We start from the raw sequence: 24,934 nt of genomic DNA on the forward strand, positions 1-24,934 counted from the left end.
TCAGAGTGAAGACGGGATACATAGGTTTGTTACTGGATTGAGAGCTTACGGAAGAATGTAACGTGCTGAGGTGATAAAGACGGAATCCTGTCCTACAGGAGCTCCACCGATACCAGACCAAGTAGCACGATGCAGGTATTCGTATTGGAAGCCGTACTGAAGCGTTCCTCCGGCTCCTTTATAGGCGCGATACCAGAAGCCTCCTGTTGCATGCGCGATGTCTTTGTTCTGGGCTCCGCATGCTGCTCCACCGGTTGGGATGACCTCAACTCCGCAATAGGTGTTATTTACAAGCCTGGAACCATATCCGGCTGGCTTGTTCGCGTTTGTTGGATTTACATAGGCGGCACGGCCATAGTATTCGTCTCCGCCATAAGCGTAGAAGTCCAGTCTCGGCGTTGGATGAATCTCCAGCCCGAAGAGTGCGCGGTAGCTACGCAGAGGAATAATCTTTCCATCCGGACGTAGCGTGACGTCGGAACCATTTGCAGCTCCATAGCGTCCGATGCCGTTTCCGGCGAATCCCTCGGCGATCAGGTCGACCTTCTTGGCAACTACAGGCAGGATGGCTGCTGCACCTAAGCCGCCGCCGTAGCTGTAATTGTTATGACCATTGATACGATCGCGGAAGAAGCGGCCAAGTGACTTCAGCTCATAGTGTCCCCAGCCTGGCTCCCAAACAACTTTAGCGAGCAGATCCGGGGCAAGATTAGTAGAGAAACCATTCGTGCTTCCGGACAGGAAGTTTAAAGTGCTTCCGTTAGGAGAGGAAGCGTTGGAACTGTTGTTGAAGCCGAAGAGATTATCCGGGACATAGCTGGCGTTTGGCTGGTTGGTCTCCGGATTACCTGCTTCCACTCCCGTCCAGACCTTATTGTGGAAGTTCTTGACCACACGAAGGCTTGTTTGACGAACGTAGCTGTAGCCGGTTACGTAGCTACCTTCTATCGTTGTTGGAATGAACTCCCCACGAGTAGCAAAGCCCTTGCGGCTCGTTGTAATCAAGCTCCAGGACTGGCCCGCCGTGAGAGTCAGATTATTGGGGAAAGCGGATTGTATCCATAGCTGACGCTGTCTGGGGGTGAAGCTATTCGTTTGAACCTGATTGGCCGTCGGGGCTTGTCCGAGAAAGTCGATCTCGTAATAGCCACTCAGTTTCGTGTTGTTGTACATCGTCTCAGTGAGTAGCGTAAAGCGTGTTGCACGGCTGGTTCCGCGAATTTCACTGAGATTTGAGTTGGCAACACCGTCGAAAGGAACAGCTCCGAAGTTCGAAGTGATGTCGGCGTTCTCGTTCCGTGCACGGACGAGCATATCCGCTTCGACAAAGCCGCCGGGTGTTAATGTCAAACCCTTGAAACGGATGGACTGAGGCTCTTCAAGATTTTTCAAGACCTCCCGCGTGTGTTTCTGTTCCGTCTCGGTTGTGGTGACCGTGCTCTTGAGAGAGGCAACAGTGCCGTTCAGAAGATTGGTGGTCTTTTCAACGCCCGCCGCCTGATCGGCAGCTTGCTGAACCTCTTTACGCAGATCTACATCATTTTGTTGTTGCTGAGCATTATTCTGCTGGATCTGCTGTTCAAGCTTTTGAATACGGTCCTGCTGCTGATTGATCAGCGTCTGTTGCCGGGTGAGTTGGTCTTCAAGTTGCTGAAGATGCATTGTGATGGGGTTCTCCCGGCGAGGAGAAGCCTGTTTCGGCTTTGTCTTGGCTACATGGTCCGCTCCCCATGTAGCGGTGGGGAGCACCAGGCTAAGAAAGAAGCCTAAAAGGACAGAGTTCTTGCGAGAAAAACATTGCACAGTGTAATGCACCTTTATACGGGCGCAAGCTGGCTGTCGCATCTCTCATTTCGGGATACGACTGTAGCGTAAGCTGGCCTTCTGATTTTGATATAGAAGTTATCGGCATTTTATCTTTAGATCTATATAGCTTGAAACTTTCTTTTTGCCTCAACTCTCTCTGGCCTTGATATAGCGAAAAAGTACCACTTTATGGTTACAAATTCTCCTTAGGTGGTCTTGAGGATCCGTTTCTACTGTGTTTATCGCCTCTGCAACGAGAAAGATGTAGGGGTGGAACGAATGGTACTCGGGGTTCCATACCACCTTCGTGGGATGGAGAATTAAATTTTTTCCGAAGGTATACACGCCGTCTTTACCTTGAGACCTTTACGACTTCACCTGTGTTTCATGCGTCGTATCGGCAATTTCTTGTGTACTCGAATTAGAGAGAGTATTCTAGAAACATGGCTCGCAATGCCGCTTTTACAAAAAACGACTTCCTTCAGGCTGCGGCTTTGCTGATTTCTCAAGGCGGGCCTGGTGCGGCTACCACTTCGGCTATTGTTCATCACACACATGCGCCGGTTGGTTCGTTCTACCATCGGTTTGCATCTAGAGATGTTTTATTGGGAGAGCTATGGCTTGGCTTGGTAGAGCCATATCAGAAAGAATTCCTGAGCATTCTTCACTCCGGGGATGCGCTTCGCGCCGCACTTTTTACTCCCCGATGGGTCCGTCAACACCCTAAAGAAGCAAAGATTATGTTGCTGCACCGCCGCGGGGACTTTGTCGAAAAGGCTTGGCCTGACGAATTTGTGAAACGTGCCAGCAAATTAGGACCGGAGCTACAAACAGGACTCCGGAATTTTGCTGTAAGGATATTGGGCACACGGTCAGAGGATGCGATAAGACGTGTTCAATTCGCTCTTATTGATGTCCCATTGGCAGCAGTGCGACGTCATCTTTCGGCTGGGGAGGCCATTCCCCGGGTTGTAGACGAGTTGGTGGCAGAATGCTGCACAGCCTTGATTCCACAGTTGAACACGCCGCAAAAGGGGGAGTCTCGTGAGTAAACTTCGTGTCTATCGATGGTGGAGGGCAATTCTGAATATTCATGAACGGAGTATTCCTATGCCGTCAAAGAAAGCGGAAGAGATACTCGAATCACTCGCATCCGATCACGAGTTGCTATGGCCCGGGGAGAACTGGCCTCCCATGCAATTGGATAAAGGTTTAGTCGTGGGTTCTTCGGGTGGGCATTCGATGATTCGGTATAGGGTTTCAGAGCATGTGCCGGGTAAACGTGTTGAATTTGAATTTGAGCCGATGCCTCATCTACAGCGATTTCAAGGGCGTCATTATTTTGAGGTGGTAACGCGCGGTAGAGAGCTTGCTTTCAGACATGTTATCGATGTTTCTACGAATCTTAAGACGTGGATCTATTGGAAGATTTTCGTCGAGCATATACACGATGCCGTAATAGAAGATGCCTTTGACAAGATCGAACGCGTTGCCGGGCTTCCTCGACCGCATCGTTCTCGCTGGTCTCTCCATGTTCGAATCCTGCGCTGGTGGCGGAGGCGCGCCGTGCAGCATGCTTCTTCGCCTGCCGTATAGCATGTTGCTCAGCATTGAGTTGCGCTTCGCGAAATACTTCAGTGCCGATGAGGTTTTGCTTTACCTCTTCCCGTAGTGCGAGGTGCGAATTCGAGAGAGTGCGCTAATAGAAAAGCCCTGAATGCACCGGCATTACCAGTTGGGACCGGTCCGGTTGGATAGGCGATCGAGAACATTCGCGGTAACGTGAGTCCCCGGATTCTCGCAAGCTTGAGCGTTCCCAACGCGAGCTGATTCCGTACAGCCCAACGGGAAACGAAAGTTACCCCTAGACCTGCTTCGACAGCGCTTAGCAAGCCCTCGGTTGAGTCTAGTTCCATGCGTGTCTTGAGATCTTTTTTCTTGAGTCCAGCTCTAGACAAAGACTGTTCAACAACCCGACGAGATCCGGAGCCAAACTCTCTCATCAACAACGGAGCTTCTCTGAGTTCATCAATATCGAGCTCCTGGTCGGCCCATTCATGGCTTGCCGGTACAACCAGTACCATATGGTCTTCCATAAAGGGCTCTACATGGATGTCTTTCCGCAAGGCAGGCCCCTCGATCAAAGCCAGCTGTATTTTGTGGGCTGCGAGCTCGTCCAGAACCGCATCCGTATTGCCGCTGGAGGCTGTAATGGCGATTCGTGGCTTTTCGCGAAGGAATCCTGCAATCAGGTTGGGTAAAAGGTATTGTCCGATGGTTTGCGAGGCTCCGATTGCCAGGTTCCCGCCTCCATCTCCAGATACATTTGCCACTGCTGCATATGCTTCATCTGATAGAGCTTTGAGCTTTTCAGCGTAGGGTAAAAGAGCCTGCCCGGCAGGACTGAGTGTAATTCGTCCACCGCTACGATCAAAAAGCGGAACACCTAATTCATCTTCCAGCGTTTTGATTTGCTGCGTTACTGCAGGTTGCGTCAGAAACAACTCTTCGGCGGCGCGACTGAAGTTAAGATGGGCAGCTACACAGCGAAAGACTTTTAGTCGGAAGTTCTCCATCCTGTTCTCTTAATTGTCATCATATCCCTTTTGTTTCTTGGAAATAGCCGAGGTCAGCGCGGGAGCACTTCTTTTGATAGAGGTAAGCCGGATTACAGCTTTGGGGGTTGATTTTAAAAATCTACGAAGGTTTTCGTTGACAACTACGAAGCGATTCGTATATTTATTTCAACCATGAAGAAAGAAGAACGTGAGCTTCCGAAGCCGACCGAAGGAGAACTTGAATTATTACGAGTTCTTTGGCCGAAAGAGAGTGCCACGGTGCGTGAACTCTTCGAGGCCGTCAATGAACAACGTCCGGTGGTTTATACCTCGGTTTTGAAGCTGCTTCAGATCATGACTGAGAAGGGGCTTGTACAGCGGGACGAGGCAGGGAAGGCCCATATCTATCGAGCTAGCGTCTCGCAGGAAGCTACGCAAGACCGATTTTTGAAAGATTTGAGTGAAAGGCTCTTTGCCGGATCAGCGGCGCAGTTGGCACTGCATGCACTGGCAATGGAGTCTGCCAGTGAGGAAGAACTCCAGGAAATACGTGAACTGCTTGAAAAGAGGAAGGGAAAGAGATGAATCATTCGTTGGAATCTCTCGGCTGGACCCTCGTACATTTTTGCTGGCAGGCTGCTGCCATCACTGCTGTTTACGCAATTCTCGATCGGGCATTCGCCCGGAAGCGCAGTCAATTTCGTTATCTTCTGGCCTTAACGGCACTGCTGCTGATGCCGTTGACTGCCGTTGGTACCTTTGTCTATGAGCAGGTTCACGCTGTTTCGTCGTCGCCTTCCGGACCAGCACTGCTTGCAAATATGGATTTTCCCGAGGCGACCATACATATTACTGCCACCGCGCCGAGTATTACCGAAACTGGCGCTGGCCATACACTTTCTCTCTCAGCTGTCTTGTTATGGCTTGACTCCATTTGGGTTGTCGGGGTTCTGTTGCTTTCAATGCGTGCTGTAGGTGGCTGGTGGTTTCTCGAGAAACTGCGTAGCCGCACGAAGGTCGAAGTTCCGGAGAGTGTAACTACGAGTTTTCAGCATGTTTGTCGGCGCCTGGCTATCGTTCGTCCCGTAGCTCTGCGTTTGTCGGATGAAATCATCACGCCCCTGGCTATGGGCATATTCCGCGCTGTTGTGATCTTGCCGCTGTCAACTGTGACTACCTTGACGACAGAAGAGCTGGAAGTTGTATTAGCTCATGAGCTGGCGCATATTCGACGTGCAGACTATCTATGGAATCTGCTTCAGACCTTTCTTGAGACGATCTTCTTCTTCCATCCCTGCGTCTGGTGGGTAAGTCGTGCTATCCGTGAGCAACGGGAGCTTTGCTGCGATGATATCGCGGTGTCGACCTGCTCCGATCCCGTGACTTATGCAACGGCATTGCTTCGCCTGGAAGAACAACGTAAGAGAGGAATGCAATTCGCTATGGCTCTAGATGGTACAGGCTCTCGATTCAGTTTAGCTGTCCGCATCCGGCGCATTCTTGGAGAACCAATTCTTCGCCAACCGCGCAGTTTCGCCGCTCATTCCTTGATTGTCTTAGGCTTGACTTTTGCTGTTAGTCTGTTGCCTGCAACCAAGCTCTTTGCGAAGCTTGCTCCACCCCTAAAATCGCAAATCCAGGCTGCATCCTTACATATTCCGTCAGCCTCAAAGATCGAAGCTCCTTTTATAAAGGCTGCGGCTAAGCCTTCTCCTGTAGAAGCTGTGGCTTCTGCTGCGATTCCGCAGCCATCACCGGCGCCGTCGGCGGCTCCTCAACCTCAAGCTAAACCTTCATCCGAAAAAGCGAGTTCACCCTCTGGATCGGGAAACAAGACTGATTACATCGATGAGATGAAGGCAGCCGGGTATGATGTGGATCTCGATAAACTGATTGCCTTCAAGATTCACGGTATTACTCCGGATTATGTTCGTGGCATTACAAAATCGGGGTGGACCAAGCCCTCGGCGGATGACCTGATAGCTCTGAAGATTCAAGGCGTCACTCCTGAGTACGTGGCTAATCTGCAGAATAGTGGCATGGCTCCGGATAACTTGCATGACTTGATCACTTACAAGATGTTCAATGTTACTCCGGAATATCTGAATGGGATGAAGTCGGCAGGCTTCGGCAACGTTTCACCGAAAAAGCTAATTGAGTTAAAGATCCAAGGCGTTACTCCTGAGTTTGCCAAAAACACAAAACAGCAATTCCCGGAAGCTACCCTGGATGATCTTGTTCAGTTCAAGATCTTCAATATTGATTCAGCTTTTCTTGCTTCCGCCAAGCGGCACGGTTTTGATCGTCTGTCGGCAAAGAAGCTGGTTCAACTTCGCATCTCCGGGGTTCTCGACGACAACCAGTAGTAAGACTCTTTAGAAGGAGAGTTCTCGATGAAGAGTGTATTCGCACTCGCAGTGATGGCGCTCGCCCTAAATGCAGAGAGTTCCTTGCCACCTGTTGCTGGTAATTGCAGGATTTCTGCCGCGCAGCATTCAGGCGAGGTTCAACTCGAACTCAGTCACGGCGATTGTCACGATGGCAAACATTGTGACGAAAGCAATATCACCAAACCGGTCAGCAAATTCTCTGGTATATCGCTTGCTGATCTTACAAAGAACGGCGGTCATCTGAATGCTGTATTTAACGCAGAGGCGGGCAAGATTCGGTGTTCTGGTGAGGTGAAGGATTCGGCTCTACTTGGGGAGTTTTCCTTTACCCCGGATCCGGCCTTCGTGGAGCACATGCGCGAATTAGGTTTTACTGGCTTGACTTCAAAGAATCTTGAAGTCTACGCAATCTTTGAAGTCGAGACCTCATGGCTCCGATCCCTGCAAGCTGCCGGAGTGCATGGAATAACAGTGGATAACATCGTGGCTCTGCGCATTTTTCATGTCGATACGGATTATGTGCAGAGCCTTGGATCTTTGGGGTTTCGGAATAATTCGGCTGAAGATCTGATCGCAATGAAAGTCCATGGAGTCTCTCCTTCGGAAATCAAGGAGGTCCAGGCTCTCGGGCTTCATCCTACTGCGCAGGAACTGGTTCAGATGCGTATCTTTAAAGTCAATCCAGACTTTATCCGTCGCATGCAGTCTCGTGGTTTCTCAAATCTTTCTGTGAGTGAGCTAGTCAAGATCCGGATTTTCAAGCTGGATGAATAACCTGTTGAGTGTGACAAAAAAGCCGTGAGTTGATAGCGAACTTATAAATACTCATCCAAAATCGATTTGTGCCCTTCGTAGGATTAACCCTAGTCATATTCTTGGCTACTATGGGTACAGAGGATCGGCGGGAATGTAGCGTTATCGAAGCAGCGAGTGTAGCGTTTCGGGTAATCGTCATAACCGGCGATACTGCTGCGATCATCGAGGGCGTCCAGCAATGGAGGGTGTTCTGATTAGTGCTCCAGCCTGGATGTAGCGATATCTTCCAGTATCGTTTCTTCATAGGATATTCCGAGGTAGTGAAGTCGAACTCCGTGGGAGCCTGGCGCGTTTTGGAGTATTATAAAAAGGGAGCTGTCGGAAGATTCAACGACCACACCGCTCCATTGAACTTCCTGATAGGCATGTTGATGCTTCGTATCTAAACATTTCCATACAGTTCGGTCACAGGCTCAGAGAGTAAAACTCACGCAACAGACAGTACGAATTATGTGTCTGTTGTGTGAGTTTATTTAGCAAGGAAAGAGTAACTTAACACTGCCCAGAATCACCACCGACTGCGTCGAATGCTTCACAGTCGCTTCCCGACTCGCCATTCGATGCCTACCACCATGCCTCGTATTTCCAGCCAGAAAAGGGATAGTGATTTTGTTGCTCCGGAGGCATATTAGACCTTTTACTGAAGTGCACCATTAGGCGGCCATAGCCAGATCCATAATCGGATTCTGCGCCAGCGCTATTGACAACATATACGGTTACCCCTCCATTAATATGGATATCGCTTGACGGGCACGTTACATTAAGCGATGCACTAGACACAGCTGGTCCTGCATATGAGCTGTAAATAGGCCTGCATGTGACACCAGAGTTACCTGTGTCCGTTCTGATTAGTTGTGGTGAAAGGTTTGTGTGTTGCAATAGCGCTTTGGATATTTGGGGATTCTTTTTTGCTAACATTGCTGCATGATTTAAAACTCCTTCTGGCGAAAGCGCATGATACTCTACATGTCTTATCCCTGAGGTAACATAACTTCTCCTCAGTAAATCCTTTGCCACTAACTGCCAATTATTCCCAGATGTTTGGGCTAAAAGCATAGACGAAAGTAATGGAAGACTCGTTAGTAAAAAGGGCTCTGTACGAGAAAGTGAAAAGGGGGCCATATTATGCGGCTTTCTGAAAAACGGGACAAGCAGCTAGACTCAGCAATATGCGAGAGAGTGATTGGACGCGATTGCTGAATTGGCCTGGATACAAGGTGTACAGACAAGAGATCGATGAGAAGAATAAGAAGCTGAAATTGTGGGTAAGGCGCAAGCGTGGGTACCGGCAATTGACTTGTTCCGGATGTGGAAAGCCAGTCAGTAAGATTGTGGACATTTACGAGCGAGAAATACGGGATCTGCCGTGGTGCGAATATCGGACCACCGTGGTGGTGGAATTGTATCGAGTCAACTGTGCGAATTGTGGAGTGAAAACGGAAAAGGTGCCACAGTTGCCCAGTAATGCTCCCTTCAGCAAACGCTTTGAAGAAGCGGTCGGACAGGCCTGCGAGAACGCCTCGGCACGTCGGGTAGCCCAGCAGTTTGGTCTTGCCGTTAGTACAGTGCTGGCGATCGATCAACGCTACTTAGAACGCTGGGTGCAAAGCAGACGGAAACCGGCCCTGCGAAAAATGGGCGTCGATGAGATTTACCTGGGCAAGAAACAGAAGTTCATCACGGTGGCCAGTAACCTGGAAACCGGTGAGCCGGTATGGTTTGGAGAAGAGCGAAAGAAGGAGACTCTGGATGCGTTCTTCAGCAAAGAACTAAGCCCATTCCAGCGAAGTGCAGTGCAAGCAGCTTGTGTGGATATGTGGCTCCCCTTTCGGAAAAGCATTGAGCAGTGGCTTCCCCAGTGCCGGATTATCTATGACAAGTTTCATATTCTGCAGCATGCGGCTGCAGCGGTCGATGAAGTTTGCCGCGCTGAGTTTTTCCGCCAAGGAGGGTCGGCAAGAGCCCTGGTCAAAGGAAAACGCTGGTTGCTGCTATCGCGCTGGGAGCATTTGGACAAGCAAAAGAAGAGTCAATTGAACACCCTCTTTGCCGTCAATCGGCGTGTTATGAAGGCATATCTACTGAAAGAGAGCCTGGATCAACTCTGGAGCTATACCTAGGAGACAGCCATGTTGAATTACCTGAAGAACTGGATTGATCAACTTCGCTGGCAAAGACTCAAACCGATGGAGAAACTGGCTGACATGCTGCTCAAGCACTTGGACGGGATCTTGAATTACTGCCGGACCAAGGTTCCTCTTGGGGTTGTCGAAGCGATCAACGGAAACATCAAAGCTCTTTTACGTAGAGCCCGCGGTTACAAGAACCTGAACTATTTACTCCTGAAAGCTCAGCGCCTTGCCGCCACAAGAACCGAATTCGTCGTTTTTCAGAAAGCCGCATAATATGGCCCCCTTTTCACTTTCTCGTACAGAGCCGGAATATCAGTAAACGATGCACAGATATCTCCTAAGAAGATGATGAGCATAATTATTACTCTGAGATGTGTTGAGATTCAAGGTGTTATTTATTGTTGCTTAAGTCCCAAACCCGCGGTTGTGGAGGAAATGAGGGGAATGTAGAGTGGGAACGGGCTTACTAAAAAATAGAAGAAATCACCCAATGGGTGAAGTTCCAGATGTGGAGATTGCGGTCGATAATACAGAGTCAGGATGCACTACGCCGGATGTGGGCCGGAGGATCGAGGCGCAGAGTCGGGACTGGCGTCGGTCGCAGTTGCTGCTAGGTATGCAACTAGCGCTGGAGTAGCCATGGATGCTGAGCGTAATGACTAAAAGAACAGGATTAAATAGTTTAATTCGGATACGACGGTAGATTTTTAATCATGGATGACGGGAAAGTATGTTTTACTCCAGTTCCGCGGCTGGCTGCGATCAAAAGACGAACTTATCCCATAACCGGAGATATTCAGAAGTAAAGACAACAAAAGGGCTCCGAAGAGCCCCTTTGTGATTATGAGGTTTATCGTGTTAGAAGACGAACTTAGCCCAGAGTCGAACTTGACGTCCTTGTGCCAAGCTTCCGTTATTGATGTTTGAGCGCTTAACCGAGGTGTTCATAAATGAAGACTGGCCAACACTTAGCAAATTGATGTTAAGGGGCTCCACATTATTGTGGTTGCCCACATCCTGAGCTTCCATCCTGAATTGGAATTTAGCTCCTTCGAGATGAGTGAAGCTTGCCGGAATTTCCTTTTCGACTGCCATATTCCAGTATTGAACACCGGGCTGCCGGAAGCTGTTACGGCGAACATTTCCAGACTGAGTCGGAATCAAAAAGTGGACTGCTGAGGTGCTGACTGGGACCAACGTTTCGAGGGTGTTGTTGGTGGCCAGATCATAATAGACGCCAGGGATAGCAGCTGCTCCCGTATTGGCATCTTTCCCGAGATATGCTCCGTCGATTCCAACTGCATCATACGGACTCTTCTTGTTTGCTAGAACCGGACGATCGTTGGCGGAATTGCCATCTCCATTGGTATCTAAACCACTAAGACTCCAGGTTGAAGGAGGTCCAGACTGAAAGGTTGTATCTCCTGAAACTGTCCAGTTCTTTGTGATGAGGGAAAGCACACGCTGACGAGCATAGCCCGGGATGTTATAGACGTATTGAACCGAGAAATAATGAGTATGATCGTAGGCCGATGCAGACCATTCTCCGGCCCGTCCACCGGGTGCTAGGTTAGCAGCATAAGAAGTTGCCTGATTGAAGGTCGTAAAGACCTCGGATGCATTATCCAGTACCTTGCTATAAGTGTATGCACCACGGACGAAAAGCCCATGACTAAAGTCGTGAGAGACTTCAGTCTGGAGACCGTTGTAAATAGAGTCGCCAAAGTTTCCGCGAGCAATTATAGCTCCACGATCTGGATGTAGGCGATCGCCTGTGTTCGGATCAAAGTAATTGTATTGTTGATTTGCTAAAAGTTTTTCTCCGCGACTACCCACATAATTGATCGTCCACTTTAGATTAGCGGGTAATTGCCGCTCAATTCCCAAGTTCCATTGATAGGTTTGAGGATTGACCAGATTCTTTACCACGCTTGTGACGTCGTTCGAGGGCAGAATGACTGGAGAGAGAGAGGGGATGATGCTCGTAGCGTTTGCTGCTCCACGATCTTCAGTAGAGGTTACTCGAGGTGCTGCAATATTTGGGGCCGATGATTGGCTATTATCGACGATATTGGTGAAAATCGAGTCATAGAATGCACCAAAGCCGGCATGGTAAACGGTCTTGCCACCACCGAGCCAGCCACCATTCTGCGGGGAGTAAGCTAAGCCTATTCTCGGAGCGATGTTATTGCGATCTTCATTAACCTTGATTTTTGTCGTAATAGGCAAAAACGGGTTGTTGGGGTCGATTGCTGGATAGCCAACAGAGTTTTCCGGATTAGCTCTATATTCGTAACGAACTCCGACGTTAAGCGTAAATTCTGAGCTTAGCTTTACGTCGTCCTGAGCGAAGTATGCCTGATTATAGCTATGTGGATCGGCACGATGACTACCAATATTGATCGTGGCAGAGCCGGACGGCCCAAGGTAGTTATCTAAGAAGTTGCCTAGATCTGAATATCCGGAACCACCTTCAAAGGTGAGGCGTCCATAGTAGTTGAATGGTACGTTATCGATCAGAATTTCTCTTCCGATATCGGTACCGATACGGAGAGTATGCTTGCCCTTTGTCCAACTAACTGTGTCCTGGAATTGATAGACATCCTGAGAACTGCCTTGAGGGTACCCATCTGGGGCACCTATCTCAGGGAAACCGCTCTCTATCAGACTGTCAAGGATAACAGACGGTGTCTTGGCTAAAGAATTAGCTTTCGTTTCTTCTGCAAAGTCGAAGGATGAATGTGTACGCAGTTCGGAGACGCGAAACTCATTCAGGAGCTGAGGCGAAAAGACGTGGGTCCAGGTACCACCAAACTGCTCTGAGGGGCCTCCTTGAACGGTGTCAAAACCAGGAAGAGCTGTAGAGTTGGTGAAAAAGTCGGGAGATAAGCTCGTACGATCATGTATGTAGCGGACGTAGATCGTATCGGAAGGACGAGGCAGCCAGTCAACACGATAGGACCATTGAGTGTCCGGATTAAGTTGAGGAACGGAGGGGCGTTGATAATATCCGAAAGTAACGGATGGCCGCGCAACGCCATTGGCATCGTTCCCGAGAGCTACCGACGTAGTGCCCAGTTTGGCGTAATTAGTGAATGTTTTTAGATAATCACCATTGTTTATTAGTGATAGTAAGTAAGTAGCGTTAGGGTACTGTCCCTTCAGACTTTGTAGGACAGAGACGCCATTGCTGTCAGGCAGGAGATTTACCGACGCAACTTCATTTCCATAACGACGAGTCCACTGTGCGGCTCCAAAACCAAAGAGCTTGTCTTTGAAAATCGGACCGCCGAAAGTGAATCCATATTGATGTTGGTTATAGCGAGCTTTAGCGCTGTGAGCATGTGATCCTTGACGAAGTTGTCCGTCGAGAGCATTGAGTCCCGAGCCGGAGTACAACTCCCATGCATCCCCATGGAACTGCTTGGAGCCGCCCTTTGTGATCAAGTTTACGATTCCACCGCCGGCACTTCCGAACTCTGCAGAGGCGGAATTTGTAATTACCGTGATCGCCTGATAGACATCGGGCATAACTGGCTGTAAGGCCTGCCCTGCGATACCCGGATCATTGATCTTCTGGCCATCAATGAGGAAATTATTTGCGCGGGGTCTCGCTCCGTTTACCTGGATTGCGACACCGTTACTCATATTACCCTGGTCGACTAGCTGAACTCCCGGGGCTGTATAGGCCAGTTCGATGGGGTTCAAGCTGAAAACGGGTATATTCCCGAGTTCTGTTCTTCCGACGGACGTCGCAAGCTGCGCATTTTCGGTATTAATGAGATTAGTGTTTGCCTCGACATCTACCGTGCTTACGATGGCGCCCACGGAGAGTTCTGTATTGTACGAGGTTACAACCGAAGGCTGCACCTTGAGATGCTGGATATTCTTTGCAGAGAAATTTGGTGCCTCGATATGCACACTATATAAATCCGGACTGATGGCATCGATGCGGTATTCACCATTGGAGTTTGTGGTCGTCGCTCGAGTCTCACCCGTTGCTTCCGCCTTGATGGAGATCTTGGCATTGGCGATTACTGCTCCGGATGTGTCACGTACTACACCGGAAAGGATGCCTTTGCTGGTCTGCGCAAACCCAGGGCTAGAAGCCAGAACTGAGCATGCCAAAACCAGTACAGCAGTGGAGGAATTAAAACGCATTCTTTACCTCATTGGGGCTAGATGCTTATTCTGCATCTGTCTTTATTGTTGTTTGGGGTACCTATGTAAAAGTAAAAGTTCAACAATAGAAGGAGATAGAGCAATTTAGGTGCCAATAGTGAAATCTAGTATTGGATAGCGGTATGCCGTGAGCTCTCGCATGTTCACACTTGTTTTATATCGTTTTAATCAACCTGTGATTTGGGTGAGTTTAGCAAAACCAATTTTTCATAGGTTTAGATATGGAAAATTGTAGAATTCGATCGCCTTTCTTTTTTAATTTCTCCTGGGTTAAATGGCAATGCGTACTCTATCTAATCTGGCTATTGGGGCTACCCAATACCATATCTTGTGTAGTCGAAGGTATTCTGGGCGGTTGTGGAAGTAGTGCGAACTGCTGTTCCTTAAGGCTAGACACAGACAAAAATAATGAAGGGCTGGCAGAATTGTCAGCCCTTCATTCTGGATGAATTATGACGAGATTTCTTTAGAATTCCAATCGAAGCGCAAGTTGGAGGACGCGTGCTGAACTGTTAGTTGAATTTATCTGCCCAAAGGTCCCGGCTGTTATGTCTGAGTTGGTGGTGGATGGAGCATTGAAGCTTGGGTGATTGGATGCGTTAAAGGCATCCGCCCGGAATTTAAGGTTTAGCTTCTCTGTAATCATGGGGAAGGTTTTTGCCAGTCCCAGATCGGTGTTGAAGTAGGTGGGTGCCCGAAGATTGTTACGGCTACCGATGGTGAAGCCAATCGGTCCAACGAAAGAAGCTCTCGCCTTATCTTGGTCAGCAAAAAGAATCACTGCCCCCTTAGATGTCTTGTGAACGTGTGTGCTGATTGCAGCACGATCTCCATTAAAGATTCCAGGCGCATTGTTTGAATAGCCAGCGACGAAAGCGCTTGAATTTGTCGAGAAAGCAACTCCCGTATGCCAACTGGGAATAGCACTGATGTCCCAGCCGCCAATAACCTCATTCAGCCAAAGGGGGATGGTGGCTGCGAAGGTTCTTCCCCTCCCGAAGGGCATACTGTAGAGCAAATTACCGGAGAGGTAATGAGTCGCATCGAAGTCGGAATTGCCACGACATTCGCGAGGACGCAAAGCATCGCAGATGAAACCGTAGCCTGCAGCTGCAGACTGGTTAGCAACGATGGAGACGTTATCAATCGAATGAGACCATGTGTAATTGAGGTCAAACTGCAGTCCGTGTGTGCTGTTCTTGTGCAGTGTTGCTAGCAATCCATGATAGGTGGAGAAGCCTTTATTGGTATAGTATGTGTTCTCCGAATACTGCGAAGCCATACCAACATTAGCTGGAATAAAGTCAGCTCCGGCAAGAGCTTGGACGAAATCGGCAAAATCTCCATTATTTGCCAAAGACGTCAGGTTGTCTGCGAGGAAGGCCGTATTGCTGTCATATCCCTGGGATACGCCAACACCAGGCAAAACCACATTTTCAAACCAAGGTTGAGCTGTGACGCTGGTGGTATCTACTCCACTGCGCAGTTCTTTTGTCAAATTGGCAAACGCAGTTGAAAGAGCTTGGCCGGACTGCTTGTCGGGAAAATCAATTACCTGGTTTGCGTCAGCTTGTCCCAATAATCGGCGTCCAAGTCGGCCAACATAGCTTGTTTTCAAGATGAAACCGTCCGGGAACTCGTGTTGGAAGCCTGCATTGTAGACAATTGAATAAGGATTGCGGAGTTTGGGATCAATAGAGGTATTAAATGCTTGCCCATTGGCTAAACCATAGGGATTTCCTGAGCTAGACACAAACGGTTTATATGGACTGGTAATCGTGGGTGCTGCTGGAGCTGCTGGGGGGCTGCTAAGCGAAGTAAATCTTGGATCATTCTTCAAGGACGTGACGGGGTCGCCACCCACTCCATAGGGAGTATTGGCCGAACTTTGGAAAAGATAAGAATGCTGATCCTGCTGGTATTGCACTGCGTTAACTACCGTGTGGTCAAAGACAATGCCAACGCCACCATTGAATACGGATTTTCTGTCGAATCCAGGATTGTAGGCAAAACTGAATCGTGGTGCAAAGTTTTTGTAGCTCGGGTCATACAGCCCGCTAGCATGATTTGCTTTACCCCCGAGAGTATAGGCATTCAGAGGAAGAGAGTTAACTCCTGATAATCCTGCTGCACTTTGAAGAACGCGCGAGTTTAGGTAATCGTCAAATTTAAAGTTCTGGATTGATTCAAGCCCGTTCGTTTCATATGGCACAGAGTACCACTGATAACGGACGCCGTAGGATAGCGTTAAATTAGGTGTGACCTTCCATGTGTCGCCGAAGTAGGCTTCGGTTTCGTAATAGCGATAGTGACGAATCGAGCCTGTGCCTTGTGGCTGAACCTTTCCATCATTGTTGTAGTTGTAGGTGCTGCTGAAAGCTCCATAGCGGCCTAGAGCTAGTGCAAAGGCACTGTCATAGGTCCTAGAAGCAGTTGTTCCAGCCGTGCGGATGTCTCTAGGTCGCAAACTGGAGTTCAGCGTGTTCATATTTCCACCCAGACCGAGAGTCGGCTGATCATAATTCAGAAGAGTATTGGAAAAGGTTTTGATGAATTTAAACAGCCCGCCGAATTGCAGGCTATGAGTCCCTTTCAACCATGTGAAATCATCGCGAACAATAGGGATGGGAATAACGCGGTTTTGAGCATTAACCGCGCTCATGTAGGGATTGGCGAGAATTGTGTCACCCAAGCCGTTTCCGCCAAAGAGAAACTGCGTCGTTCCAGTTGGATTGTAGGATACTGGGAACCCGAGGCGAGCACGATTCTCACCGTAAATAATTTGGTTTGTTTTGGTCGGGCTGATGACCCACGTATTTCCGATTACATATGACCAACTGGAGTCGGTGATTTTCTTCGTAAGAGGATCTCCAGGAAATTGAATTGGGGCCGCAACGTTAAAAGCATCTGTGTTGACATCGTCACCTCGAGTCTGGCTCACAACGCTACCGCGTATAAAAAAACTGACGGAGTCGTTTAGGTGGTAGTCAATTTTAGCTACATAGTCATTCAGCACGAGGTGTACAGGAGCATTAAATCGATAGCCTCCTGTATTAATGCCATCGCCGGACGACAAGTCATTTGCTTGTGGGTAGCGTTTATTCATGAAAGAAAGTAGCGCGCTATTGACTCCAACTCCCTGTGGATCCAAAGCTGCCACCTGGGCGGAACTGAGTGTCCCAATACATTGGGGCGTAGTGTTTTGGCGGCTAGTGGCTCCGCAAGTAGCACCGCCAGAGTCCCTGTTTTTGATGTAAGAGATGCTGCCATTTCTGAATGAATCGAGAGGTACATAACGTAATACTTGAGTCCCTTGATTGTCGCGGCGGCCATTGTATTCAAAAAAGAAAAACACCTTATCTTTCATGATAGGTCCCGCAAGATTGCCGCCGAACTGATTGCGGATGAGTGGGGCTCTCTTTATACCTGCATTGTTGTTAAACCATTCATTGGCCTCAAAAGCAGTATCCCGATGGTATTCGAAAAGATTGCCATGAAAGATGTTGGTTCCACTCTTGGTCACCATGGCAAACTGGCCGCCACCACCTTGTCCTTCATTTGCCGTGGGACCTGCAGAAATGCCGCGAAATTCCTGAACAGAATCGACTGGTGCGTTTGCAATTACCGAGAAGGCCCGACCTGTGGCCATATCGTTTACGTCCAATCCATCGAGAGTGACATTGTTTTGGTCTGTCCGGGCTCCGGTGACAGCTCCAGAATTTGTAACACCGGGTTGCAGGCGGAATAGTGCTGCCGGAGAATCTCTTAACTGTACAGGGAGATCATTGACCAGTTCCACCTGAAAGTTATTACCCACTGTAGAACTTGTCGTGTCGAGCGTTACATTTTGTCCGGCTGCCGACACTTCAACTGCCTGACTTACCGTACCTACCGTTAATACGGCGTTCTGTGTACGAACACTGCTTACGTTCAGGTAAACACCCGAGACAACGGTGGTATTAAAACCATCATGAGAAAACGTGATTTTGTAGCCTGGACCAGGAGGAACTCGCGGAATCGTATAAGCTCCGACGGAATTGGTTGTGGCTTGATAAGTTGCTGCCGTTGCTGGATTCGATAGTGTCACCTTGACGCCTGGAAGTACTGCACCACTCGAATCGGTGACAACTCCTACCAACGATGCAACATCTTGAGCCAAGAGCAGAGGTGAGAAGGAAGGGATGGTGACGAAAAAGAAAAGGCACAGTCTAACCCAGTGTCGGAGTTGCATGGGGCTCCTCAATTTTCAATTAGTGGTCGAACCGTAAAGAGCGTAAAGAGAGAAACACTTAGCCGAATCAACTGTACGTATCTGCGCTATCGGCCAAGATACGGGGACTATCTGACTCTATAGCTTTTGCAGCAATTCTTGTTCCAAAATGAAATTTATATAAAAGATAAAGAATCTAAAAAGCTTAGTTAAGCTTACGAGGGTTTCCCCTACCAAGAGGAGGAGACGAGGAAGAGTTTGTATACCAAAAAATGTATATGGTTCTTTCCTCCATACCCAGTATTTATAGCATTTCCAGCACAGGTATAGACTTGCCGACGATAGAGAAGAGCAGCTTCCTTTGGCAGAAAGCTGCGTATGCTTCTGCATCTCGGTCTATATCTTTGCGAGAAATGCCCCTAGATGTGGAGGTTCAAGAGGTTGTTAATCAAGGACCTATGGGCTATTCGTTAGAGGAATAGCCCCACTCAGATTAGTTCTTGGGTCTACGCAGGAAGTCGTAGTGCGCTATCGACTAATGACCCTCAACATTTCTGTATTCGGTGTCGTCCATGCTTGCTCCCCTTCATGGCTTAATTGCTGTTTTGCATCGTCCCAGTGAAGACGGGTGATCTGGCTCTTCCCTTTCTCGTATTCGTACGTCTTTCCGTCGTCTTGATATAAGGTGAAATCGGCATCGGCACCGGGATAGATGTAAATGTGTGCAATCTTTTGCATAGAAGCGGTGCTGTCCACCGGTTCGCCGATAGGGATGATCGATCCAGCCCGGACGAAGAGCGGGATTGTGTCGATCGGTGCCTTAACTTCTATGGTTTGTCCGCCTTTGATCCTCTCATTGGTCCAGTAGTCATACCAGTCAGTACCTGCCGGTAGATATACCTTTCGATTCTGTGCGCCTTGCTCTGTAATGGGGGCGACCAGGAAGCCCGGTCCAAACATATATTCGTCGCGTAGATCGGTAACCTGCGGATCATTGGGGAAATCCATAAAGAGAGCTCTCATAAATGGAGCACCCGATTCATAGGTGTGGTAGCCGAGCGAATAGATGTAAGGCATAAGCTGGTAACGAAGCTTCAGGTATTTCTCAAGGATTGGCTCGGCGGCTTTTCCATAGGACCAGACTTCGTTATATTTCCGGCTGCCATGGGTACGGAAGATCGGAAGGAAGGTAGCGTACTCAAACCAGCGAGTATAGAGCTCGGGGTAGTCGTCGTATCCGCCAACATTGTCCCGCGCATCTGCGGGATCAAGCAGCGGCGGGTGTTCTGGGGTATGCTTTGCCGGAAGGTACTGCCATCCGCCGGTATCGTTGCTCCAATAAGCCATTCCTGAGGCTGTGAAGTCGAGTCCAGTAGGAATCTGGCGTTTTAGCGTGTCCCATGTCGGATAGATATCGGAGGACCAGAAAATAGTGCCGTTCCGTTGTGCTCCCAGATAGGCATCTCGTGACAAGATTAGGGCTCGACTCTTCAGATCTCGCCGATAACCGTCATAGATCGCGGCTGTATGGAATAGCGGATAGATGTTGAAGTAGCGAGTCCCTGGTCCCACGTGGAAATAGCTGCCATTCGGAGGCAGGTCTGGTTCGGTCTCATCGGCCCAGATCGAATCAAACCCTTTACTAATGATGTTGTCGCGTATTACGTCCCAGTACCAGCGAGCGGCTTCGGGATTTGTGGTATCGATATCCGACCCTGCACGGTCGTAAGGCAAGCCATTGGTCGGGGTTCCGTCGGCCAGATGCTCGAACCAGCCCTTTTCTTTCAGAAGATTGTAGTAGCGGGACTCCGGCACGAATCGTGGCCAGACACTGATCATGGTCTGGAAGCCCATATCGTGGAGCTTGCGATTCATCGCTATCGGATCTGGCCATTTCGTCGAATCCAAATCCATTTGTCCCATCTTGGTGTAGTAGAACCAGTCCACGACGATGACGTCAGCAGGCAGATGCCGCTGTCGGTATCCATCGGCAACAGCCAGGACCTCGTCTTGGGTTATGTATCGCTGCTTGCATTGGATATATCCGTAGGCTGCCTTAGGAAGCATGGGGGTAGGCCCCGTCAACAGACGATATCCGGAGTAGATTTCATCCGTTGAATTACCGGCGATTACGAAAAAGGAGACTCGGTCTCCGACTTCGGAGATCCACCTTGTCTGTTCATTGAAGCCGGGCTCTATCGTAGTCTTTGATGGATTGTCCCAGATCATTCCATAGCCACGATTGGTGACGACAAAAGGAACACAGACACTTGGCCCTCCGGTTGCCAGATAGTCCTGCCAGCAATGGACCGTGTGTCCGCGGTGGTCGAGAAAACCTTCTTGATTTTGCCCCAGGCCGTAATAGTGCTCGTCTGCCGGGGAGGCAAAGGTCGCTCCCACTTGATAAAAAGGAGCGTCGTTGGGTCTTCGATCATGAAGGATGCCGGCGTTTCCATCTTTATAGTTGGGAACAGACATTGCCCAGTCTTTCATGTCAACGAGTGTCTTGCCCTCAGGGGTACGAATTGTGATGTGGGCTCCAGGCGCAGATCCATTGAAGAACTTGGCAATATCTATTTCCGTGAGAGAAGGCTTCGTCGGGCGATTTTCTGCAACCGTGACCACCAGGCGGGAGGATTGATAAATGTCTCCCTCTTCTGTATGTTTCTGTTCCCATCCCTGTGCCGAAGGAGTGGCGGTGAAACCATAGCCAGGAATGGCGAGTGCCGGTTCTTTCTTTAAGCTAAGCGTTACGCGAATGATGTTTTGAGCATAAGGTTCCAGTACAACAGTGCTGCCGCTACGGTCTAGTACGACCCGTTGTCCCGGAGTCTGTGCTTGGCTCTCGGGTAGAAGTGCGAAGAAAATCAGAACTGGCAAAAATAACTTGTAGGTCATGGTCCCCACTCTCTTTAGGTCCTGGAAAGTGTAAAACACTTGGGTTGCATATGGCCTCTGCTGTTTGGGGGATGGGGCGTACATTTCACCAATAGATTCCTGCCGTTCACCAGTTCAAGGTGGCCTGTTTCCTAGCGTTGTTTCAGACTTGGTGATGATTTGGAGGCATTATGCTACGTCGGGATGTGCTGAAGAAGGGAACTGCTGCGACGGCCTGTTTTTCTCTCTTTCCCCATTCGTTGCTGGCTTCAAAGGCCGCGTTTGCAGCTCCGATAGCGCAACGTCCTTTAGGCAGTACCGGGAAAAAAGTTTCGATCCTCGGTTTTCCGGGTACTGCGGTGATGTCGATTGAGCAAAAGGAAGCAAATAATCTGGTGGCTGAGGCTGTCGATCGAGGTATCAATTATTTCGATGTATCGCCAACCTATGGCAACGCCGAAGATCGGCTAGGTCCGGCTCTTGTACCGTATAGAAGCCGGTCTTTTCTTGCGAGCAAGACCGATGGCCGGGATCGTGCCAGTCTTGAGGCCGATCTGAACAAGTCTCTAAAGACTCTTCAGACTGACAGCTTCGATCTCTACCAGCTACACGCACTACAGAAAGAAAGTGAATTTGAGACGATCTTTGGTCCTAAGGGAGCGATGGAAGGGCTGCTCGCTGCCAAGAAAGCAGGGAAGATCCGGTTCTTGGGATTTTCGGCGCATTCTGTAGAGACTGCTCTAGCTATGATGCAACATGGCCAGTTCGACACGGTGATGTTTCCTGTGAACATTGTCCTGTATACGAAAGCGAAATTCGGGGCGCAGGTACTGGAACAGGCGCTCCAAAAGAAGGCTGCATGTATTGCCATCAAGGCGATGGCTCGGGGGAAGTACCGTGCCGATTTGCCCGATACCCAACATACTCCGAAGTGCTGGTATGAACCCTGCGCTCTACCGGAGGAAGCTGCCCTGGCCCTGCGGTGGACGCTTTCGCAGTCAATTAGTGCCGCGCTTCCACCGGGCAATCCCTCCTGGTTCCGATTGGCAATGGATATTGCACAAAGCTTTCATCCCATCAATGCGAAAGAGACTCAGAAGCTGCTTGCCTACGGATCACAAGCAGATCCGCTCTTTAGCCTGGGAAACAATATGTAATGTAGTTACCTTGGATCCGGTAATTCAGAATGTCTATAGCGCACGCACGCTCTCGTCCCGGAAAATTTCGTTGACTCCTTGCCATAGATAGTCTATGTATAGATTGTCTTTAGTGGGAGGGTGTTTTGTCGGTTAACTGGGAGACGTTATGGAGCATGTTTGGCAGATTCTTTCGAAAGATATGGATTCTGGTTTGCAGGGAAAAATTCAATAGCGAACTGGAGGAAGAGATTGCCTTTCATCGCGAGCAGATACAGAAATCTCTGTTCGAAGATGGTGCTGATCCCGAGGAAGCCCGGCATACGGCTAATCGACAGTTTGGGAATGCAACGAGATTAAAAGAGCAGAGCTACGAAATCGTTGGCTTCAAATTCGAGAGTGTCCTTTACGATCTTCGCATTGCTGTTCGGCAACTTATCAAGAGCCCGGGCTTTGCATGTTCCACGATTCTTCTTATAGCTCTGGGCATCGGCGCAAGCACAGCAATTTTCGCTTTTGTAGATGCTGTATTCGTAAAGCCCATGCCATATTCGCAGCCTTCCCGCTTGATTGCCTTGAGTGGCGAGAGCTCAACCATGGCTCGTTCCATGCTTTCTTACCCTGCATCTCTGATTTCCTATCCTGACTATCTTGATTGGAAGAAATCGAATCACGTTTTTAGCTCTGTCTCTGCATGGGCGCCGCAAGGGCGTCGCATGAGAACCGCTGAAGGTGTAGAACCGGTATCGGGTATTCGGGTAAGTGAAGATCTACTTCGAACGCTCGATGTGCGGCCATTTCTGGGAAGGGATTTCTATCCGAATGAAGGGACTTCAGGTTCTCCTTTCCCGGTAATCCTTAGCTATGAGGCCTGGCAAAAGTGGTTCGCTGGCAGACTGGATATTGTTGGCCAATCTATTGAGCTCAGCAATACTTCTTATACCGTAATCGGTGTGCTGCCTAAAGATTTTTATTTTGCGCCTTGGGGTATGCCTCAGTTCTGGACGACCATACAGCTGTCGCCCTATGAAACACGAAGAAGTTTCAACAACTTCTTTGCTGTGGCTCGGTTGAAAGATGGAGTCTCAACCTACACCGCGCAAGAGGAGATGACAGCTATTGCCAAACAGCTGGAACATCAGTATCCCGACTCAAACGGAGGATCGGGAATACTGGTCAAACGGCTCGATGAAGCAATGTTCGGGTCAGTCCGGCCGATTTTGTTTACCCTGCTTATTGGTGCAGGTTTATTGCTCTTGATTACAGTTGTCAACACCATTGGCTTATTTTTAGCTCGCTGTGAAAGGCGTAGACGGGAGCTCTCAATGCGGCGAGCTCTTGGTGCATCGCAGCTTCGACTTATTCGTCAGTTCATGATGGAAGCTTCGTTGTTTGTTACTTTGGGCGGTGTGCTTGGCCTGTTGTTTGGGTATGGAACTGTTCGCATAGTGGGGAGTTTTGTTCCTGAAGATCGAATCTTCCACATGCCGTATCTGCACATGGATAGTCTTAATTGGCACGTGCTCGTATTTGTAGGCGCGATAGCTATTTGCATGGTGCTGATATTCTCCATCATGCCAGTCTTGTACGGCTGGAAACATCAGTGGACCAAAAATCTGGGAATAAGCGGACACGCCCTGGCTGGTGGCGCCTGGCGAAAGTGGGGAGCCAAGCTCATTGTGCTAGAACTTGCGACAACCGTTGTCTTGTTGATAAGTGCGGGACTGCTCAGTAAAAGCGTTTCACGTTTATTGCATGTCGAGTTAGGATTTCAACCGGATCATTTGGCGACTTTGGAGGTATCGGCACCTGTCTCTCGTTATAGGAAGCCGGAACAGTCAATTGTCTTGGGTCAGAAGATCGTGGAGCAATTGTCAAGCCTTCCTGGTGTAGTTTCCGTGGGAATCGGCAGTGTCCCGGTGGGTTCAAATCTTCCGGAGACTTGGATTCGAGTTGTTGGAAAGCCCTTTCACGGTGAGCACAACGAGGTGAGCTATCGGACAGTGGATTCTGCATATTTTGCCACTCTGAAGGCGAAGCTATTGCGTGGTCGATATTTCACAGAAAATGACGATGGATCAAAGCCTCAGCTGGTAATTATTAACAGAACCCTGGCTCAAAGATATTTCCCAGGAGAAGATCCCATCGGAAAGAAAATAGGGAATTACGACTTGTCCAAAACTCGGGAGATTGTTGGCGTGGTAGACGATGTTCGTTCCGGTGACCTGGATGAGGAGATCTGGCCAGCCATCTACATCCCCTTCAAACAAATTCCAGACGGCGGTTTCCCTATTGTTATTCGTACATCGCAAGATGCCGGATCAATTTTCCCAATGGCAACAACCGTCATACATAGTATCGATCCCGAACTTGCAATTTCAGATAAAGTAACCATGGAACAACAGCTTAATGATTCATCAGCGGCTTATATACGGAGATCTGCCGCTGGATTGGGAGACAGCTTTGCTTTCCTAGCCTTCGTGCTAAGCATTGTGGGTTTGTATAGCGTAATTGGATACTCAGTTCATTATCGGACGCACGAGATTGGGGTGCGGATTGCACTCGGTGCCTCACGTGGTTCTGTATACCGACTAATTTTTTCAGAGGCAGGAGTTCTTGTCTTTGTTGGCTTGACTCTCGGCATTGGTTCTTCGATTGGTCTGGCAACTTTGATTCGCAAACTTCTCTTTGGCGTTCATGTTTGGGACGTATCCATAATATTGTCCGTGGCAGTTGTGCTTACATTGGCCGCGCTAATAGCGAGCTATATTCCGGCTCGTCGTGCAGCTCTTGTAAATCCTGCGGAGTCACTACGTGCGGAATAAAT

13 protein-coding genes and 1 pseudogene are annotated in these 24,934 nt (G+C 49.1%); 9 read left to right on the top strand and 5 right to left on the bottom strand.

What is annotated here, in order from left to right; genetic code table 11:
- Positions 1-45: 45 nt before the first annotated feature.
- On the bottom strand, positions 46-1,662 hold the full coding sequence (locus AC6I7T_RS25275) for a hypothetical protein (RefSeq protein WP_497790542.1): 1,617 nt from the start codon (positions 1,660-1,662) through the stop codon (positions 46-48).
- A 587-nt stretch (positions 1,663-2,249) separates the two neighbouring features.
- On the opposite strand from AC6I7T_RS25275, the gene AC6I7T_RS25280 reads away from it, so the two are divergent.
- Together AC6I7T_RS25280 and AC6I7T_RS25285 are read left to right on the top strand one after the other, a co-directional pair.
- The gene (locus AC6I7T_RS25280; protein ID WP_497790543.1) at positions 2,250-2,858 is read left to right on the top strand and encodes a TetR/AcrR family transcriptional regulator; all 609 of its coding nucleotides are present in this window, start codon (positions 2,250-2,252) and stop codon (positions 2,856-2,858) included.
- Positions 2,851-3,402 carry a hypothetical protein gene (locus tag AC6I7T_RS25285; RefSeq protein ID WP_497790544.1) on the top strand — a complete coding sequence of 184 codons (552 nt, stop codon included), beginning with the start codon at positions 2,851-2,853 and terminating at the stop codon, positions 3,400-3,402. Before AC6I7T_RS25280 ends, AC6I7T_RS25285 begins: the two co-directional genes overlap by 8 nt.
- 38 nt (positions 3,403-3,440) lie before the next feature.
- Here the strand turns inward: AC6I7T_RS25285 and AC6I7T_RS25290 are convergent, their stop codons facing one another.
- The gene (locus tag AC6I7T_RS25290) at positions 3,441-4,382 is read right to left on the bottom strand and encodes a LysR substrate-binding domain-containing protein (protein WP_497790545.1); all 942 of its coding nucleotides are present in this window, start codon (positions 4,380-4,382) and stop codon (positions 3,441-3,443) included.
- Positions 4,383-4,556: 174 nt separating this feature from the next.
- Here AC6I7T_RS25290 and AC6I7T_RS25295 point away from each other — a divergent pair, with 174 nt between their 5' ends.
- The 5 genes and pseudogenes from AC6I7T_RS25295 to AC6I7T_RS25315 all read left to right on the top strand — a co-directional run bounded on the left by AC6I7T_RS25295 (position 4,557) and on the right by AC6I7T_RS25315 (position 10,339).
- Positions 4,557-4,949, top strand: coding sequence for a BlaI/MecI/CopY family transcriptional regulator (locus AC6I7T_RS25295; RefSeq protein ID WP_497790546.1), 393 nt, complete (start codon positions 4,557-4,559; stop codon positions 4,947-4,949).
- Entirely contained in the window at positions 4,946-6,730 is a 1,785-nt protein-coding gene (locus tag AC6I7T_RS25300) for a M56 family metallopeptidase (RefSeq protein WP_497790547.1), read from the top strand. Before AC6I7T_RS25295 ends, AC6I7T_RS25300 begins: the two co-directional genes overlap by 4 nt.
- Positions 6,731-6,757: 27 nt before the next feature.
- Positions 6,758-7,528, top strand: coding sequence for a hypothetical protein (locus AC6I7T_RS25305; protein ID WP_497790548.1), 771 nt, complete (start codon positions 6,758-6,760; stop codon positions 7,526-7,528).
- Positions 7,529-8,787: 1,259 nt separating this feature from the next.
- Positions 8,788-9,975 (top strand): annotated as a pseudogene (locus AC6I7T_RS25310) (ISL3 family transposase).
- Between the two features lie 217 nt (positions 9,976-10,192).
- A complete protein-coding gene (locus AC6I7T_RS25315) occupies positions 10,193-10,339 on the top strand; it encodes a hypothetical protein (protein ID WP_497790549.1) in 147 nt (48 codons plus the stop codon).
- A gap of 221 nt (positions 10,340-10,560) precedes the next feature.
- Here the strand turns inward: AC6I7T_RS25315 and AC6I7T_RS25320 are convergent, their stop codons facing one another.
- From AC6I7T_RS25320 to AC6I7T_RS25330, 3 genes are all read right to left on the bottom strand, one after another.
- On the bottom strand, positions 10,561-13,863 hold the full coding sequence (locus AC6I7T_RS25320; protein ID WP_497790550.1) for a TonB-dependent receptor: 3,303 nt from the start codon (positions 13,861-13,863) through the stop codon (positions 10,561-10,563).
- 487 nt (positions 13,864-14,350) lie between these two features.
- Positions 14,351-18,115 carry a carboxypeptidase-like regulatory domain-containing protein gene (locus AC6I7T_RS25325; RefSeq protein WP_497790551.1) on the bottom strand — a complete coding sequence of 1,255 codons (3,765 nt, stop codon included), beginning with the start codon at positions 18,113-18,115 and terminating at the stop codon, positions 14,351-14,353.
- Positions 18,116-18,622: 507 nt separating this feature from the next.
- On the bottom strand, positions 18,623-20,992 hold the full coding sequence (locus AC6I7T_RS25330) for a glycoside hydrolase family 31 protein (protein ID WP_497790552.1): 2,370 nt from the start codon (positions 20,990-20,992) through the stop codon (positions 18,623-18,625).
- A 170-nt stretch (positions 20,993-21,162) separates the two neighbouring features.
- Here AC6I7T_RS25330 and AC6I7T_RS25335 point away from each other — a divergent pair, with 170 nt between their 5' ends.
- Positions 21,163-22,128 (top strand): aldo/keto reductase, encoded by a 966-nt coding sequence (locus AC6I7T_RS25335; protein ID WP_497790553.1) that lies wholly within the window; start codon positions 21,163-21,165, stop codon positions 22,126-22,128.
- A 155-nt stretch (positions 22,129-22,283) separates the two neighbouring features.
- Complete coding sequence (locus AC6I7T_RS25340; protein WP_497790554.1) at positions 22,284-24,932, top strand: ABC transporter permease; 2,649 nt, start codon at positions 22,284-22,286, stop codon at positions 24,930-24,932.
- The last annotated feature ends 2 nt before the right edge of the window (positions 24,933-24,934 follow it).

The organism is Humiphilus diazotrophicus (assembly GCF_059726315.1).

Excerpts from the sequence above, each read along its gene's own strand:
- AC6I7T_RS25275 (WP_497790542.1), bottom strand. The coding sequence starts at position 1,662 with ATGCATCTTCAGCAACTTGAAGACCAACTCACCCGGCAACAGACGCTG.
- AC6I7T_RS25280 (WP_497790543.1), top strand. The coding sequence starts at position 2,250 with ATGGCTCGCAATGCCGCTTTTACAAAAAACGACTTCCTTCAGGCTGCG.
- AC6I7T_RS25290 (WP_497790545.1), bottom strand. The coding sequence starts at position 4,382 with ATGGAGAACTTCCGACTAAAAGTCTTTCGCTGTGTAGCTGCCCATCTT.
- AC6I7T_RS25295 (WP_497790546.1), top strand. The coding sequence starts at position 4,557 with ATGAAGAAAGAAGAACGTGAGCTTCCGAAGCCGACCGAAGGAGAACTT.
- AC6I7T_RS25300 (WP_497790547.1), top strand. The coding sequence starts at position 4,946 with ATGAATCATTCGTTGGAATCTCTCGGCTGGACCCTCGTACATTTTTGC.
- AC6I7T_RS25305 (WP_497790548.1), top strand. The coding sequence starts at position 6,758 with ATGAAGAGTGTATTCGCACTCGCAGTGATGGCGCTCGCCCTAAATGCA.
- AC6I7T_RS25315 (WP_497790549.1), top strand. The coding sequence starts at position 10,193 with ATGGGTGAAGTTCCAGATGTGGAGATTGCGGTCGATAATACAGAGTCA.
- AC6I7T_RS25320 (WP_497790550.1), bottom strand. The coding sequence starts at position 13,863 with ATGCGTTTTAATTCCTCCACTGCTGTACTGGTTTTGGCATGCTCAGTT.
- AC6I7T_RS25325 (WP_497790551.1), bottom strand. The coding sequence starts at position 18,115 with ATGCAACTCCGACACTGGGTTAGACTGTGCCTTTTCTTTTTCGTCACC.
- AC6I7T_RS25330 (WP_497790552.1), bottom strand. The coding sequence starts at position 20,992 with ATGACCTACAAGTTATTTTTGCCAGTTCTGATTTTCTTCGCACTTCTA.
- AC6I7T_RS25335 (WP_497790553.1), top strand. The coding sequence starts at position 21,163 with ATGCTACGTCGGGATGTGCTGAAGAAGGGAACTGCTGCGACGGCCTGT.
- AC6I7T_RS25340 (WP_497790554.1), top strand. The coding sequence starts at position 22,284 with ATGTTTGGCAGATTCTTTCGAAAGATATGGATTCTGGTTTGCAGGGAA.